Genomic DNA, 16,355 nt, shown 5'->3' on the forward strand with positions numbered 1-16,355 from the left:
AGGCGCTACGCTGACTGGGCTACAACAACAAATCGCACCAACTGATAACACTGCATTTTTACCGACGGAATAACCATGTCTGCTGTTTTACCTACCAGAGCAGAGCGGCGCAGCACGCGCCCTCTGCTCGCATTGTTTCAGGGGCTGTTCACCCTGGCGCTGACCCTGCTCGGTCTGCTGCTGGTCACCTTTGCGCTCTCGGCCCTGTCGCCGGTTGACCGGGTGCTGCAAATCGTTGGCGATCATGCCAGCCAGTCCACCTACGATCAGGTTCGCCATCAACTTGGGCTGGATCGCGCCCTGCCGGTGCAGTTCTGGCATTACCTGGTCAACCTGGCGCACGGCGATCTGGGCATTGCCAGCTCCACCGGTCAGCCGGTGCTGCAGGATCTGCTCGCCACCTTTCCCGCCACCCTCGAACTGGCCACGCTGGCGCTGATCGTTGGCGCGCTGCTTGGGGTGATCTCTGGCGTACTGTGCGCGCGCTACGTGGGGTCACCATGGGATCTGGCGGTACGCACCTTTACCCTGATCGGCAACTCGGTACCTATTTTCTGGCTCGGCCTGCTGATGCTGGCGCTGTTCTACGCCAAACTGCAGTGGACGCCAGGTCCCGGTCGGCTGGACGATATTTATCAATATACCGTCGAGCCCCGGACCGGCTTCGTGCTGATCGACACCTGGCTCTCCGGCGATAAAGCGGCGTTCAAAAACGCCATCGGCCATCTGCTGCTGCCGGTGCTGCTGCTGGGATACTATTCGCTGGCCAGTATTACCCGCCTGACCCGCTCCGCCTGCCTTAGCGAGATGAACAAAGAGTACATCCTGCTGGCCCGCGCCAAAGGCGCCAGCGAGATGACGATTCTGCTGCGCCACGTGCTGCCGAACATCCGTGGCACCCTGCTGACGGTCATCGCGCTGGCCTGGACCTCGATGCTCGAAGGGGCGGTCCTGACCGAAACCGTCTTCTCCTGGCCGGGAATTGGCCGCTACCTGACCACCGCACTGTTTGCCGGCGATACCACCGCCATCATGGGCGGTACGCTGCTGATTGGCGCGAGTTTTGTCTTCATTAATAACCTCACCGACCTGCTGGTCCGGTTGACCGACCCGAGGGTACGCTGATGCCGACCTATCTGTTTTTGCGTCGCCTGCGTCGCTCCCCCGCCGCCTTTTGCGGGCTGGTGATTATCACCTTGCTGCTGCTGGTGGCGCTGTTCGCCCCCTGGCTGGCGCCGCTCGACCCTAACTGGCAGGATGCCGCCGCGCGGCTGCAGGGGCCGGGTGCCCAGCACTGGCTCGGCACCGACAGCTATGGCCGCGACCTGCTCTCACGTCTGATTTACGGCGCGCGCCCGGCGCTGGGGCTGGTGGCGCTGGTCACCCTTATCACCCTGCCCGTTGGCCTGCTGGTGGGGATTTTGTCCGGCTATTACGGCGGCTGGCTGGAGCGTATTTTGATGCGCTTCACCGACGTGGTGATGTCAATGCCGCGCCTGATCCTCGCCTTTGCCTTTGTTGCCATGCTCGGGCCGGGGCTGGTCAACGGCGCGCTGGCGCTGGCCCTCACCACCTGGCCGGCCTATGCCCGTCAGGCACGAAGCGAAATACAGCGCCTGCGCCACAGTGATTATCTGGCCGCCGCCGAAATGATGGGGATCCGCGGCTGGCGTTTGCTGGTCGGCCATATTCTGCCGCTGTGCCTGCCTTCTGCTATCGTGCGTCTGGCGCTGGACCTGGCGGGAATTATTCTCGCCGCCGCCGGGCTGGGCTTCCTTGGCCTCGGCGCGCGTCCGCCGATGGCGGAATGGGGGGCGATGATTGCCGACGGCATGCAGGTCATTTTCGATCAGTGGTGGATTGCCGCCGCCCCTGGCGCGGTGATCCTGATCGCCAGCCTGGCATTTAACCTGCTGGGCGACGGCCTGCGCGATGTTCTGGAGCCACAACATGACTGATACCCGACTCTCCGTTAGCGGGCTGTGCATCGACTACCCTGCCGCCCGGGTGGTGAATAACGTCAATTTTACTCTCGGCAACGAACGGCTGGCGCTGGTGGGTGAGTCCGGTTCGGGCAAATCCATGACCGCCCGCGCTCTGATGGGGCTGGTACGCAAACCGGGGGTGGTCAGCGCGGAAACGCTGAACGTGCTGGGGCACGACCTTCTGACCCTTAACGACCGCGGCTGGCGGGCGCTGCGTGGCAACGATATCGCCATGATCTTGCAGGACCCGCGCTATGCGCTGAACCCGGTGCAAAACATTCAGGATCAGCTGGAAGAAGCGTTAACGCTGCATCAGCGTCTGAACCGCCGCGCCCGACTGGAGGCGGTGAAAGCCGCCGTGGATGCGGTCGGCCTCGATCTCCCGGTGCTGCGCCGCTATCCCGGCGAACTCTCCGGCGGGATGGGACAGCGGGTGATGATCGCCATCGCACTGCTTAACAACCCGAAGGTACTGATTGCCGATGAACCCACCTCGGCGCTCGACTCCCGGCTGCGTAACCAGATACTCGAACTGCTGGTGGAGCAGTGCGAGCAGCGGCAAATGGCGATGCTGTTGATTAGCCACGATCTGCCGCTGGTGGCTGAACATTGCCACCGGGTGCTGGTGATGTATCAGGGCATGCAGGTAGATGAGATGCCGGCGCGGGAACTTCCGCAGGCGAGCCATCCCTATACCCGCACGCTCTGGACCTGCCGTCCCGATGCCGGCACCTATGGCCAGATGTTGCCGACGCTCAACCGAACCCTGGATTTTACGGAGGCGGCACATGGCAGTCGTTAATCTCGATGCATTGCAGGTCAATTTTGCCGATAAAACGGCAGTTTCTGCGGCCACTTTCAGCGTTGAGGCGGGGGAAACCTTCAGCCTGATCGGCGCCTCCGGCTGCGGGAAGTCAACTATTTTACGGGTGCTCGCCGGTCTTCAGCGCGAGTGGCACGGCCGCGTCGAGCTCTTCAATAAGGCCATCACCCCCGGCGAGCGTTTTCAAGGGGCGTTGCGGCGCAACGTGCAGATGGTGTTTCAGGATCCTTACGCGTCGCTGCACCCCAATCATACGCTGTGGCGCACCCTGGCAGAGCCGCTGAAAATTCATGGTATCGGTGAAATTACGCAGCGGGTGACCACCGCGCTGGAACAGGTAGGTCTACCGGCGGATGCCGTCCAACGCTATCCTCACCAGCTCTCCGGCGGCCAGCGTCAGCGCGTGGCAATTGCCCGCGCCCTGCTGCTGCGCCCGCAGATCCTGCTGCTGGATGAGCCGACCTCGGCGCTGGATATGTCGGTGCAGGCGGAGATCCTCAATCTGCTGAACCGGCTGAAACAGGAGCATGGAATGACCTATCTGCTGGTCAGCCACGATGCCGATGTGATTGCCCATATGTCAGACCGGGCGGCCTTTATGGCGCAAGGGGTGATTCAGCGCTTCTTCGACCGCAAAGCGCTGATGAACGGTGAACATCGGATGGGATAAGGTTTTCCCGGGTAAGACGTCGATGCCTTATCCGGGAATCGTAGCGTGCGGGCGTTACTTCGCCAGGCTGGCAAAACGGCTGAAGACGCTGTCGAAAATCGCCAGCCCTTTCGCCACCTGCTCGGCGCTGATGGTGCACGGCGGCACTACGTGGATGCGGTTTTCCACCACAAACGCCAGCAGGCCAGCCTCGGTTAACGCCCCTTTAATCGCCGCCATATCCGCCGCGGTTAACGCCGTTTTCTGCTCACGATTGCTGACCAGTTCCAACGCCTGGAACAGGCCACGCCCGCGCACGTTGCCGATAATCGCGTGCTTCTCTGCCAGCGCTTCCAGCCCCGGACGCAGTACCTCATTGCCAATGGTCGCCGCGTTCTCCACCACCTTCTCTTCTTTCATCGCGTCAATGGTGGCAACAATCGCCGCCATCGCCAGCGGATGACCGGAATAGGTCAGCCCTCCGGCAAAGAAATGGTCGTCAAAGTAGCGGGCGATAGGATCGCTGATCAACACTCCGCCTGCCGGCACATACCCGGCGTTCACCCCTTTGGCGAAGGTCACCAGATCCGGCACGATACCGTCCTGTTCGAAGGCAAACCAGCTACCGGTGCGCCCAAAGCCGGCCATCACCTCATCGAGGATCAGCACGATGCCGAACTCATCGGCCAGCGCCCGCACGCCCTGCATATAGCCGTCAGGCGGCACCAGGATCCCGGCAGTCCCCGGAATCGACTCCAGCAGAATCGCGGCGATGGCGGTTGGGCCTTCACACTCGATCATTCTGCGCAGATGAGCCAGCGCACGCTGACACTCTTCCTCTTCCGTCAGCGCATTAAATTCGCTGCGATAGAGATACGGGTTAAAGAAGTGCACGTGTCCGCGTGAATATTCGTTCGGTACGCGACGCCAGTCGCCGGTGGCGGCAATCGCGCTACCGGTATTACCGTGGTAGGAACGGTAGGCCGACAGCACTTTATCGCGCCCGGTGTACAGTCGCGCCATGCGGATGGCGTTCTCGTTAGCATCCGCCCCGGCGTTGGTGAAAAACACCTTGCTGAAGCCTTCCGGCGCCAGTTCAACGATGCGTTTTGCCGCCTCGCCACGCGCCAGGTTGGCGGTAGCTGGCGCAATGGTCACCAGCTCATCCATCTGCGCTTTCATGGCCGCCAGCACCCGAGGATGCTGATAGCCGATGTTGACGTTCACCAGCTGGCTGCTGAAATCAAGGTAGGTATTGCCGTCGTAGTCCCACAGTTCACAGCCTTTAGCCCCGGCAATCACCAGCGGATTGACGTTGCCCTGTATTGACCACGAATGAAAGACATAAGCACGATCCAGTTGGCGTACTTCATCGTTGCTTACCGTAACATCGTTCTGTAATGCCAGCTTCATACCCTGCCCTCTCTCATGTCGTTGTTGTTGGATTCATCATTGGCTGCATAGCGGGAAAACGGATAGAGCCAGTGCGAGGAAAATGATGTGACACCGTGTCACATCGCCACAGCGCGACTGGCTCTGTGCCCGTCAGGAAGGCTTTTTTATAGTGGGACGACAACCTGCACAGGAGCATGAAATGACAACGAGCAAAGTGGTGTTTATTACCGGGGCAACCTCGGGATTTGGGGAGGCAGCAGCACAGGTCTTTGCCGAGGCAGGCTGGTCATTGGTCCTCAGCGGACGTCGTTTTGAGCGACTGAAGACATTACAGGATAAGCTCGCCGCGCAAGTCCCGGTGCATATTATCGAACTTGACGTCCGCGACAGCGACGCGGTGGCGGCAGCGGTGGCGGCCCTTCCCGCTGAGTTTGCCGATGTGACCACGCTTATCAATAACGCCGGGCTGGCGCTATCGCCGCTGCCGGCGCAGAAGGTCGAACTGGAAGACTGGAAAACGATGATCGATACCAACGTCACCGGGCTGGTGAACGTCACTCACGCGCTGCTGCCGACGCTGATTAACCACGGCGCGGGCGCCAGCATCATCAATATCGGATCTATCGCCGGCCAGTGGCCCTATCCGGGCAGCCACGTGTATGGCGCCAGCAAAGCCTTTGTGAAGCAGTTTAGCTACAATCTGCGCTGCGACCTGCTCGGGACCGGCGTGCGCGTCACCGACCTGGCTCCGGGCATTGCCGAAACGGAATTTACCCTGGTGCGCACCAAAGGCGACCAGGCGGCGTCGGATAATCTGTATCGCGGCACCACCCCGCTGAGCGCGATGGATATTGCCGAACAGATGTTTTACATCGCCACCCTGCCGGACCATATGAATATCAACCGGGTTGAAGTCATGCCGGTACGTCAGGCCTGGCAGCCGTTCGCCATTGACCGCGATTGAGGTTTTAGGGTTTGTAGCCCGGACAGGCGCCTCAAGCATCTGTCCGGGCTACTGCATTGATTAGCGGCTGCTTTGTAAAAACTGTCTGACGCGTTCGGAGTCCGGGTTGGTGAAAAACTTCTCCGGTGGCGCTTTCTCAATCAGCAATCCTTTTTCAAGAAACACCACTTCATCTGACACCTGCCGGGCAAAATCCATTTCGTGGGTCACCACCACCATGGTATACCCCTCTGCCGCCAGCGCCTTCATGACTCCCAGCACCTCATTGACCAGCTCAGGATCCAGCGCCGACGTCGGTTCATCAAACAGGATAACCTCCGGCGACATCGCCAGCGAACGGGCAATCGCCACCCGCTGTTTCTGACCGCCGGACAGGGTAATCGGCCAGGCATCAGCTTTGTGCGCCATCCCCACCTTTTCCAGTTGCTGCAGAGCGATAGCATTGGCTTCATCGCGCTTCATGCCTTTGACACGCAGCAACGCCTCGCTGACATTCTGCTGCACGCTCAGGTGCGGCCACAGATTAAAGCTCTGGAACACCATCCCCACCCGCTCGCGAATCTTCGACAGCTGACGATGGGACATGGCCTTACCGTTTTGTTCGTCAATTCCCAGACGCTGGCCACCGATATGGATCTCGCCGCGATCCGGCTGCTCCAGCCAGTTCATACAGCGCAGAAGCGTCGATTTACCGGAGCCAGACGAGCCTAAAATACTCACCACCGACCCCTTTTCAACCGTCAGGTTGATATCGCGCAGCACCTCAATATTATCAAACTGCTTGGAGACGTTTTTAATACTCACAGCCGTTGTATCAGGCATGACTCATTCCTCTTTTGGCTCCCAGAGCGCTCAATCGTTTGATCAGCAGCTCCAGCACAATGCTGACGGCCCAGTACAGCGCAATGGCGACAATAAATGCGTTAAACGGGATGAAATAGGTCGCCTGGACGCTGTTGGCCGCGGCGGTAATCTCCTGAACGGTGATAATGCTCAGAAAAGCAGTATCCTTCAGGCAAATAATCAACTGGTTACCCAGTAGCGGTAAGGCTGATGAGACGATATTCGGCAAAATAATCCGCCGAAAAATTTGATAACGCGAAAAACCCTGGGCGACGGCGGCTTCGATATAGCCCCCGGAAAATACCCGGCGCTGGCTGCGCAATATTTCAAAGAAATAGGCACCATGGTAGATAATTAATGCAATTAACCCGGCGGTCCATGCTTCCATACTGATCCCGACTTCCGGTAATCCGTAATAGAGCAAATAAGCCAGAATCAGAAAAGGAATGGCCCGCATTAAGCTGACAAAGCCAACAATTAACCGGTTCAGGGTCTTTTTCTGATATTCGGTTAAATAACACAAGACGATTCCGGCAATAAATCCAACGACTGCTGCAGTAATAAAAAGCTCAAGGGTGGCGAGCAATCCAGCGATAAAGCTGTCGCGCACTGACCAGATAACGGCCCACTGATTCATAGATCCTCCTGTGATTATCGCGCCAGGCGTTTGGCTTTACGTTCCGCCATGCTTTGCAATTTCAGCAGCGTACCGATAAGCACGACGTACAGCAGGCCCGCCGCCAGGATCGGCGACAAGGGTTCGTAAGTGACGGATGAAATACGGTTGGTCACGCGGGTCAAATCGACCACGCCGATCACCGCGATCGCCGGGCTGCCTTTAATCAGGAAAGACATTTCGTTGACCAGTGCTGGCAGGCTCTCGATCCACATCTGCGGCAGCATGATGTAGCGGAAATAGGTCCAGCGTCCCATCCCGACGGACTCTGCCGCCTCGCGCTGTTCACGGGGGAAAGTGCGGAAGGCGTTACGCCAGATTTCTGCGTTAAACGCCGATGTGTTGAGGGTCAGCGCGACGATAGCCGCCATGTTTTTGTCGAGGTTGATCCCCACGGTGGGCAACGAGAGAAACAGAAACAGCACCAGCGTCACCAGCGGCGTGGCGCGGGCAAGGCTGATATACACCACCAGCAGCTGATCGATAACCGGCAGGCGTAACATCCGCACCAGCGCAATCAGCAAACCAATCACTACGCCAAAAGTAATCGCAATAGCCGAAATCCAGAGGGTCGTCCATGCGCCTTCAATCAGTAACTGCCAGGAAATTGCGTCCATAGAGCCCTCCTTCGCATTAACACGCGGCGGTTACCCGCCGCAACTTGTCAGAAACCAGCCAGCTTATGGAACTGTTCCGGGTTGGTAATCGGCTCTGTCGGGAGGTCATCGTAGGTTTCGCCAAACCATTTTTTCTGCAGCTCGGCGAGCTTGCCGGTTTCGCGCATATGGTTCATAAATTTGGTCATATAGGCCAACAGCTGCGGTGAGTTTTTCGGAATCGGCCAGGCCATATAGCCAGGACCCGACACCGGCAGCCCCTTGGCGAAGACCTTCGGTTTGGCTTTGGCCAGATCGTTAACCGAAATAACCACGTTAATCACGTAATCGAGGCGTTTGTTAGCCAGGTCGGCGTAGGCTTCCGGGTAGGAGGGGTACTCCACCACCGGCCCCAGTTTACCGCCGCCTTTCTCCAGCATCGCTTTCAGCTCCGGCAGACGCGCCAGCAGCGCACTACCCGCCTGAACCCCCACTTTTTTACCGCTGAGGTCAGCAATAGTATTCAGTGAGTTATCGCCGGCACGTTTAACAAAATAGTGCTGGGCAGAGGCCCACGGTGGGGTGAAATCAAATACTTTCAGACGATCGTCGGTAATAACCGCACCGGTTAAGGCCATATCGTACTGACCGGTTGAGACCGCTGCTAATAATCCGGTCCACGGTAAAATACTTTGCTCAACATGGAATTTTGCATATTTGCGCAATTCATCTAGCATATCTTTGTTGAAGCCGTCAGCCTGGCCGTTATTCATAAAGTTAAAAGGCGCGTAATCATCTTCCGTCGCGACTTTCAGGGTGCCGGACTTTTCAATTTCCGGAAGATCTGCGGCGACTGCGTGATAAGAAAAGGCCATTGCCATAACGGCGCCAAGACACATTGAACCTAATGATTTTTTCATCAATCCACCCCTAAATTAATTCGCCAGACGTGTTCATTCCCGAACATGAAAAGGTTTTGCAAAATATGTGCCGATGGAAGCTCCGGTCCGCGGCTGATGAATACATTTTTACTGTAGGGACGGTTTTAAATTTCTCGATAGAGCCAGATTCGCTGCGGGGATGTGTCAGTCATTTTCAGGGTGGTATGGAATTTGCTCCAGTTCCTGCAGCACGCGTTTGCGTAAGGAGCTGAGCATGATCCGACACCTGTTACATGTTGATTTCGACCCGCACCGCGGTTTGCAGGAGCAGGTGCGCGAGACGCTGATTAACGCCATTCTGGGCGGGATTTTTTCCGCCGATACCCCGCTCCCTTCCTGCCGCCAGTTGGCCAGCCAGCTACGGGTATCGCGCAATACCACGGCACTGGTGTTTGAAAGTCTGGTGAACGAGGGCTACCTCATCAGCCGTCCGCGCAGCGGGTATTATCTGCATCCGGATTACCAGCATTCCTCTGCTGCCACCGTGGAAACTGCACCGCAACGCGAGAGTTCTGCACCACGATGGGGCGCGCGGCTGCAAATCACCCCCAGCCAACAGGAGTCGATTCTCAAACCGGCAGGCTGGATGAACTACCGCTATCCGTTTATCTACGGTCAACCAGATACCCGCCAGTTCCCGCTAGCGACCTGGCGTTCGGCGGCCAACTGGCTGCACGGCGGCGTGCGCGACCCGGCATGGGTGGTGGACCATATCGACCAGGATGTGCCGATGCTGATTGAGCAGATCCGCACCCGGGTGTTGCCGAAACGCGGGATTGTGGCAGCGCCGGATGAGATCCTGATCACCCTCGGTTCGCAGAATGCGCTGTACCTGCTGACCCGCCTGCTGATGTCAGCGAAGACCCGTGTGGGCGTGGAGAACCCCTGCTTTCGCGAGGCCATCAACACCTTCCTGCTCGCCGATACCGATATTGTGCCGCACCCGGTGGATGAACAGGGCATTGTCCTTAACGACGCCCCCTGCGATTACTACTACGTTACCCCGGGCCACCAGGTGCCGACCGGCGTGGCGATGAGCAAGGCGCGACGCAGCCAGCTGCTGGAGCACGCCGCGCGCCACGACGCGGTGATTATTGAGGATGATTACGACTCGGAAAGTAACTTTATGCTCAACCCGCTCCCGGCGCTGAAGGCCAGCGACCGTAGCGGCAGAGTGGTGTACGTCAGCAGCCTGTCAAAAGCGCTGTCGCCGGGCCTGCGGTTGGGCTTTATGGTTGCCGACCCGGACCTGATTGACGAAGCGCGGGCGCTGCGCCGGTTGATGTATCGTCATCCGCCCACCAATATTCAGTATCAGATGGCCCATTTCCTCGCCCAGGGCCACTACGAAACGCATCTGCGGCGCTACCATTACGACTCCGCCCAGCGCTGGGATCGCCTCCATAATGCCCTGCAACACTATCTGCCAGAGTGCCGGATTATTGCCGGCAGTGAACACGCCAACGCCTTCTGGCTGGCGACCCCTGAGCAGATCAACACCCAGCAATTGACCTGGCGCGCCACCCATGCGGGTGTGCTGATTGAGCCCGGCGCGCGGCATTTTCTCAGCGATGCACCACCGGGTAACTTCTTCCGCATGGGGTTCCACGCCATTAACCCCGACGCCATTGAGCAAGGGGTCGACGTGTTGCGCGGGCAGCTGGCACAAATGGGTTAGCGGCCGCCGCAGTACCTCTCCCGGAGGCGGCGCGTTGCGCCTGTCCGGGCTACAAAACCCAGACGGCGGTAACCCCGTAGCCCGGTCAGCGTAGTGCCACCGGGGTGTGGTGCCCAGGTTACCAACCCCCAGACGGCGATAACCCCGTAGCCCGGTCAGCGCAGCGCCACCGGGGAATGGTACCCAGGTTACCCCCCCCAGACGGCGGTAACCCCGTAGCCCGATCAACGTAGCGCCACCGGGGTGTGGTGCCCAGGTTACCAACCCCCAGACGGCGATAACCCCGTAGCCCGGTCAGCGCAGCGCCACCGGGGTGTGGTGCCCAGGTTACCAACCCCCAGACGGCGGTAACCCCGTAGCCCGGTCAGCGTAGCGCCACCGGGAATGGTTCCAGGCGTCGCCTATACCGCTTGCGCGTACTGCAACATCACCTGTAACAGCACGTTCGCCCCGGCGGTGACATGCTCCGGCGACGCATACTCGATCTCGTTGTGACTGATACCGTCCTTACAGGGGATAAAAATCATCCCGGTGGGCGCCAGATAGCTCATATATACCGCATCATGCCCGGCCCCGGAGACAATCTCCCGCGCCGGATACCCCAGACGCTGCGCGGCCCCGGCAATCGCCGCCTGACACTCAGGGTGGAACGGTGCCGCCGGATAGTGGCTGACCTCTTTCAGCGCCACCGTCAGCCCGCTCTCCTGCTCGACGCGATCGATAAACGCCCGCAGCTGGCGATCCATCTCATCCACCAGCGCATCGCTGAGATTGCGCATATCAATGGAAAACGCCACCTCACCCGGCACCACGTTGCGGCTGTTCGGATGGACCTGCACCATTCCCACCGTGCCGCGCCCTTCTGTGCTGCGTCCGGCAATCGCCACCACTTCCTGCATTATGCGGGTCGCCACCTGCAATGCATCCTGGCGCAGACGCATCGGCGTCGGCCCGGCGTGGGAAGCCTGGCCGGTCACCACGCAGTCATACCAGCGGATCCCCAGTACGCCCTGCACGATACCGATAATTTTCTCTTCATCTTCCAGAATCGGTCCCTGTTCGATATGCGCTTCGAAGTAGGCGCCAATCGGATGATCGCCCGGCGTCTGACTGCCGATATAGCCGATACGCGCCAGCTCTTCGCCGACGGTTTTGCCTTCGCTATCTTGCGCCGCGTAGATCGTCTCCAGTGGGAAGACCCCGGCAAAGACCCCGGAACCCATCATCACCGGCACAAAGCGCGACCCTTCTTCGTTGGTCCAGAACACCACTTCAATCGGCGCCTCGGTTTCGATCTCCAGATCGTTCAGGGTGCGCACCACCTCCAGCGCCGCCAGCACGCCGTAGTTGCCGTCAAATTTACCGCCGGTTGGCTGGGTATCGATATGGCTGCCGGAAACCACCGGTGGCAACGCCGGGTTACGCCCTTCCCGGCGCATAAACACGTTACCGATTTTATCCACGGTGACACTCATCCCGGCCGCTTGCGCCCAACCAATCACCCGATCCCGCCCCTGACGGTCGAGGTCGGTCAGGGTCAGGCGACAGCAGCCGCCCTTCGGCGTGGCGCCGATTTCCGCCAGCGTCATCAGGGAATCCCACAGACGTTCGCCATTGATACGATAGGCGGCGGTTTCGGTTACTGGGGTAAAAAGGACATCACTGCTCATATTGGTCTCCTTGCATCAATGCGCTGGCCAGCGCGACCAGCAGACGATCGCTGCCACGTGGCCCTAAAAGTGAGATGCCCAGCGGCAGACCGCCCACCTGAGCGACCGGCAGCGTCACCTGTGGGCGCCGGGTCATCACCGAAATTAACAGCAGATCGTGGGAAAGACGGCGCACCGCTTCGATCTCCTCCGCCTGCGCGGTCAACAACGGCGCCCCGTCGGGAACGGTCGGCATCACCAGTACCGCATCGCCAAGTTGTTGGTCCCACCAGGCGCTAAAACGTTCGCGCTGCTGGCAGGCGGCTTCAAACTGCGCGGAGGTCACCGCCTTGCCCCAGAAAAAGCGTTCGCGCACGTCCGGTCCCAACTGCAGGCCATAGCGCTCAATGGTCTCGCCCTGCGACTGCCACGCCTCGTAGCCCTGAATCTGGCGAAAGGCGAGATAGATCTCGTCCACTTCTGGCAGCGGCGCGTTCAACACGGTGACCGGCCCGAACTCACGGCTGACTCGCTGACGCACCGGCTGCAATGCCTGCAGACTGCGCAGCGGCAAGCGGGAAAACAGGCCATCGTGACTGGCCAACCGCACGTTTGCGATATCCGCAGACGCCTCACCCAGCAGGCAGTCGGCCACGGCGGAGAAGACCGCCGCTGAGCGGGCAAAAAAACCGCAGGTATCCATGCTGGCACACAGCGGCTGACAGCCGTCGAGGGAGAGACGGCCGTGGGTTGGACGCAGGCCGTATAACCCACAGTAGCTGGCCGGCGTGCGTACCGACCCGCCGGTATCGGTGCCGAGAGCAAAATCGCAGGCGTCATTCGACACCGCCGACGCCGACCCGGACGACGAACCGCCGGGAATATGGTTCGGTGCGGCGCCGTTGCGCGGCGTGCCGTAATGCACGTTGTGCCCGCTCATGGAGTACGCCAGTTCGCTGGTGTGGGTTTTACCAATAAAGCGCGCGCCGTTGTCCAGCAACGTCTGCACCACCGGCGCGGTGCGGTTTTTTATTCCGGACAGCGCCAACAGATGCGGATTGCCGCCGCCGGTCGGGTAGCCCGCCACATCGAACAAATCTTTGACCGCAAAGGTCATCCCGCTCAGCGGCCCGCTTAACGCATGGGCCACCGGATGCGCCGGATAGGGCATAAAGGCGCGAAGATCATCCTGCATAGTGGTTTCCTCTTTGCTTCAGGCGTACAGCGCCCGGTGTTCAACGGACGGGCTCAACGCCCGCCAGCGATGACAGCTCACCACGTGGCGCGGCCCAACCTGCTCGGTAGTGGGCTGGCTCTGCGAACAGGCAGGCTGCGCGTGCGGGCAGCGTTCGGCAAAGGCGCAGCCGGGCGGCAGGTGCGAGAGATCCGGCGGCGCACCGGGAATACAGTGCAGCGCATCGCCCTTCTTCAGCCCCTCCTTCGGACGACTGCCCAGCAGCACCTGGGTATAGGGGTGGCGAGGACGATATAAAATGTCCTCTATCGACGCCTCCTCGACGATGCGCCCGGCATACATCACCGCCACCCGGTCAGCGATCTCCACCGCCGCGCCGATGTCGTGAGTCACAAAGATAATCGACAGATCGCGCTGCTTTTGCTGCTCCCGCAGCAGGATCAGGATCTGGATTTGCACCGTGGCATCCAGCGCGGTAGTCGGTTCATCCGCCAGCAGCAGCTGCGGATTACAGGAGAGCGCGAGGGCAATCATCGCCCGCTGGCGCATACCACCGGACATCTCGTGCGGATAGGCATCCAGCCGCCGCTCCGGACTGGGGATGCGCACCTGACGCAACGCCTCCAGCGCCCGCTCCCGCGCCGCCTGACGCGACAGCCCTTCGTGGCGGCGCAGACCTTCAACAATCTGCTGCCCGACGGTGTAGACCGGGTCGAACGCCAGCAGCGGTTCCTGGAAAATCATCGCACAGCGTGCACCACGGTAGCGTCGTAGCTGTGAGGCGCTCATGGTCAACACCTCTTCGCCCCCCACCCGCATCGTGCCGGAAAGGACGCTGCTTTTCGGCGGATGCAGACGCATCAGGGCGCGCAAGGTCACGCTTTTCCCGGAACCGGACTCGCCAATCAACGCCATCACTTCGCCTTTTTGCACATCGAAAGAGACGCCGTTGACCGCGTTGACCGTCTGCCCGTCGCGGCGAAACTCGACCCGCAAATCGCGGATGTGGACATAAGCGTCATGCGACATGGCTCACCTCCTGGATAGCGATATTCTGATGCCAGGGCGAGGCGGGCTGCGCCATCAGGCAGGCGCTTTGATGCCCCTCGCCAATGTTTTCAAGCTTCGGCTTCACCTGCGAGCACACCGCCCTCGCATGCGGACAGCGGGTATGGAAGCGGCAGCCGGAGGGCGGGGAAATCGGGCTCGGCGGATCGCCGTTCAATGGCGAAGTCAGGGTGCGGTGCTGCGGATCCATCGACGGCATCGAACTTAATAACGCACGGGTATAGGGGTGTGCCGAGGCGGTAAACAGCTGTTCCGCGGGGCCAACCTCTACCACTTCGCCGAGATACATCACCAGGATCCGGTCCGACAGCCAGCGCACCACGTGCAGGTCATGGCTGATAAACACATAGGTCAGCTCGAGGGTGCGTTTCAGCTCCTGCAGCAGCTGCAGCACCTGGGCTTCCACCGATTTATCCAGCGCCGAGACCGCTTCATCAAGGATCACCAGCCGGGGTTTCATTGCCAGCGCGCGGGCGATATTCACGCGCTGACGCTGGCCGCCGGAGAGCGCATGGGGGTAACGGTGGGCAAAGCGACCCGGCTCAAGACCAACATGAGCCAGCAGATAGCGGGCATATTCGCTGGCCTCTTTGGCACTGACGCCATGCACCCGCTGACCAAAGGCAATGCTCTCTTCCATGGTCATGCGCGGATTCAGCGAGGCGTAGCTATCCTGAAAGACCATCTGCACCTGGCGGCGATAGGCTTTCATCGGCAGGCGCGATGACCCCACCTCCTGGCCGTCGAAGATCAGCTCGCCGCTGTCCTGCTTAAGCAACTGCATCAGCAGGCGCGCGGTGGTTGATTTACCACAACCCGACTCCCCCACTACACCGAGAGTTTCGCCTTTGAGCACCGTAAAACTGACGTCATCCACCGCCTGTACCACGTCGCGGCCTTTGCCGCCGCCGGCAGGAAAGTGCTTGAGCAGATTATTGACCTTCAGCAGCGGCTGGGCCGGGCCACCAAGGTCGGTCTTGATAAAGGGTTGCATCGCTTACTCCTTAATCGCCATTGCCGCACGCAGGCGGTCCGCGAGGATATTGAACGAAATGGAGGTAATAAAGATCATCAGGCCAGGCAGCGCCGCCACCCACGGCTGGGTGTAGATCGCCGTGCGCAGGGTGTTCAGCATCAAGCCCCACTCCGGCTCTGGCGGACGCACCCCGAGGCCGAGAAACGACAGCCCGGAGGCGAGGATCATGCATACCGAAATCAGCCCGGTGGAGAAGACAAAAATCGGCCCCAATACGTTGCCCAGCACCTGAACGCGAATGATGGTGAACGCGCTGGCGCCGGTGGCCCGGGCGGCCTCGATATAGTCCATATGCCGTACCTGGGCGGTGACGCTCTCGGCGATGCGCGCCACCTGTGGGACAAACACCAGCGTCAGCGACAGTAGCGCGTTACCGATGCCCGCTCCCAGCGCCCCGGAGAGCGCTATTGCCAGCAGCACGGAAGGGAAAGCGTAGAAAACGTCGACGGTACGCATAATCAGGGTGTTGGTTTTCCCGCCCGCATAGCCGGCGATAATGCCGATCGCCCCGCCGATAAAGAAGGCGAAGACCACCGGCACAATCCCCATAAACAGCGACAGACGGGTGCCGAGGATCAGCCTTGAGAGCATATCGCGCCCTAGCTCATCCGAGCCCAGCGGGAAACCGTCGGTGCCGATTGGCTTGAGGCGTAAAAACATCGATGTCTGATACGGGTCCTTTACGATCAGCCACGGGCCAAACAGCGCCAGCGCCAACAGGATCAGGATAATGGCCCCGACGAAGACGCCGCCGGGGTCGCGCAGTAAACGCCGTATCACGCCGCGCCAGTAGCCTTGTCGGGCAGGGGTAACCGACGTCACGGCAATGCTTTTGGGTGTCACAGTATCCACCATCG

At 60.0% G+C, this 16,355-nt stretch carries 16 protein-coding genes; 6 read left to right on the forward strand and 10 right to left on the reverse strand.

Features of this window, described 5'->3' with window-relative positions:
- The first annotated feature begins 75 nt into the window (after positions 1-75).
- From ACMYSP_RS06080 to ACMYSP_RS06095, 4 genes are read left to right on the forward strand one after another with little or no spacing between them, the layout of a single operon-like run.
- Positions 76-1,125 carry an ABC transporter permease gene (locus ACMYSP_RS06080; RefSeq protein ID WP_434585977.1) on the forward strand — a complete coding sequence of 350 codons (1,050 nt, stop codon included), beginning with the start codon at positions 76-78 and terminating at the stop codon, positions 1,123-1,125.
- Positions 1,125-1,958, forward strand: a complete 834-nt coding sequence (locus ACMYSP_RS06085; protein ID WP_434585978.1) for an ABC transporter permease — start codon at positions 1,125-1,127, stop codon at positions 1,956-1,958. The genes ACMYSP_RS06080 and ACMYSP_RS06085 overlap by 1 nt, the downstream gene beginning before the upstream one ends.
- Positions 1,951-2,787 (forward strand): ABC transporter ATP-binding protein, encoded by an 837-nt coding sequence (locus ACMYSP_RS06090; protein WP_434585979.1) that lies wholly within the window; start codon positions 1,951-1,953, stop codon positions 2,785-2,787. The genes ACMYSP_RS06085 and ACMYSP_RS06090 overlap by 8 nt, the downstream gene beginning before the upstream one ends.
- Complete coding sequence (locus ACMYSP_RS06095) at positions 2,774-3,478, forward strand: ABC transporter ATP-binding protein (RefSeq protein WP_434585980.1); 705 nt, start codon at positions 2,774-2,776, stop codon at positions 3,476-3,478. The genes ACMYSP_RS06090 and ACMYSP_RS06095 overlap by 14 nt, the downstream gene beginning before the upstream one ends.
- A gap of 54 nt (positions 3,479-3,532) precedes the next feature.
- On the opposite strand, the gene ACMYSP_RS06100 is transcribed toward ACMYSP_RS06095, so the two are convergent.
- Positions 3,533-4,870 (reverse strand): aspartate aminotransferase family protein, encoded by a 1,338-nt coding sequence (locus ACMYSP_RS06100; RefSeq protein ID WP_434585981.1) that lies wholly within the window; start codon positions 4,868-4,870, stop codon positions 3,533-3,535.
- A 181-nt stretch (positions 4,871-5,051) separates the two neighbouring features.
- Between ACMYSP_RS06100 and ACMYSP_RS06105 the strand changes: the two genes are divergently transcribed.
- The gene (locus tag ACMYSP_RS06105; RefSeq protein ID WP_434585982.1) at positions 5,052-5,816 is read left to right on the forward strand and encodes an SDR family NAD(P)-dependent oxidoreductase; all 765 of its coding nucleotides are present in this window, start codon (positions 5,052-5,054) and stop codon (positions 5,814-5,816) included.
- Positions 5,817-5,876: 60 nt separating this feature from the next.
- Here the strand turns inward: ACMYSP_RS06105 and ACMYSP_RS06110 are convergent, their stop codons facing one another.
- Genes ACMYSP_RS06110 through ACMYSP_RS06125 form a run of 4 tightly spaced genes read right to left on the reverse strand, consistent with a single transcriptional unit; the run spans position 5,877 to position 8,851 of the window.
- A complete protein-coding gene (locus ACMYSP_RS06110; protein ID WP_123755874.1) occupies positions 5,877-6,638 on the reverse strand; it encodes an amino acid ABC transporter ATP-binding protein in 762 nt (253 codons plus the stop codon).
- Entirely contained in the window at positions 6,631-7,296 is a 666-nt protein-coding gene (locus ACMYSP_RS06115; RefSeq protein ID WP_434585983.1) for an amino acid ABC transporter permease, read from the reverse strand. Before ACMYSP_RS06115 ends, ACMYSP_RS06110 begins: the two co-directional genes overlap by 8 nt.
- A gap of 14 nt (positions 7,297-7,310) precedes the next feature.
- On the reverse strand, positions 7,311-7,952 hold the full coding sequence (locus ACMYSP_RS06120; protein WP_434585984.1) for an amino acid ABC transporter permease: 642 nt from the start codon (positions 7,950-7,952) through the stop codon (positions 7,311-7,313).
- 47 nt (positions 7,953-7,999) lie between these two features.
- Entirely contained in the window at positions 8,000-8,851 is an 852-nt protein-coding gene (locus ACMYSP_RS06125; RefSeq protein WP_123755871.1) for a transporter substrate-binding domain-containing protein, read from the reverse strand.
- Between the two features lie 235 nt (positions 8,852-9,086).
- On the opposite strand from ACMYSP_RS06125, the gene ACMYSP_RS06130 reads away from it, so the two are divergent.
- Complete coding sequence (locus ACMYSP_RS06130; RefSeq protein ID WP_434585985.1) at positions 9,087-10,550, forward strand: PLP-dependent aminotransferase family protein; 1,464 nt, start codon at positions 9,087-9,089, stop codon at positions 10,548-10,550.
- A gap of 401 nt (positions 10,551-10,951) precedes the next feature.
- Here ACMYSP_RS06130 and ACMYSP_RS06135 read toward each other — a convergent pair whose 3' ends face one another.
- Genes ACMYSP_RS06135 through ACMYSP_RS06155 form a run of 5 tightly spaced genes read right to left on the reverse strand, consistent with a single transcriptional unit; the run spans position 10,952 to position 16,353 of the window.
- Positions 10,952-12,220 carry a Zn-dependent hydrolase gene (locus ACMYSP_RS06135; RefSeq protein ID WP_434585986.1) on the reverse strand — a complete coding sequence of 423 codons (1,269 nt, stop codon included), beginning with the start codon at positions 12,218-12,220 and terminating at the stop codon, positions 10,952-10,954.
- Positions 12,210-13,394: an amidase gene (locus ACMYSP_RS06140; protein WP_434585987.1), complete on the reverse strand. Its 1,185-nt coding sequence runs from the start codon at positions 13,392-13,394 to the stop codon at positions 12,210-12,212. Before ACMYSP_RS06140 ends, ACMYSP_RS06135 begins: the two co-directional genes overlap by 11 nt.
- An 18-nt stretch (positions 13,395-13,412) precedes the next feature.
- Positions 13,413-14,423, reverse strand: coding sequence for an ABC transporter ATP-binding protein (locus ACMYSP_RS06145; RefSeq protein WP_434585988.1), 1,011 nt, complete (start codon positions 14,421-14,423; stop codon positions 13,413-13,415).
- On the reverse strand, positions 14,413-15,456 hold the full coding sequence (locus tag ACMYSP_RS06150) for an ABC transporter ATP-binding protein (RefSeq protein WP_434585989.1): 1,044 nt from the start codon (positions 15,454-15,456) through the stop codon (positions 14,413-14,415). The genes ACMYSP_RS06145 and ACMYSP_RS06150 overlap by 11 nt, the downstream gene beginning before the upstream one ends.
- A gap of 3 nt (positions 15,457-15,459) precedes the next feature.
- Complete coding sequence (locus ACMYSP_RS06155) at positions 15,460-16,353, reverse strand: ABC transporter permease (RefSeq protein ID WP_434585990.1); 894 nt, start codon at positions 16,351-16,353, stop codon at positions 15,460-15,462.
- Positions 16,354-16,355 lie beyond the last annotated feature (2 nt).

The organism is Klebsiella sp. R390 (assembly GCF_051131745.1).
Lineage (GTDB): Bacteria > Pseudomonadota > Gammaproteobacteria > Enterobacterales > Enterobacteriaceae > Klebsiella.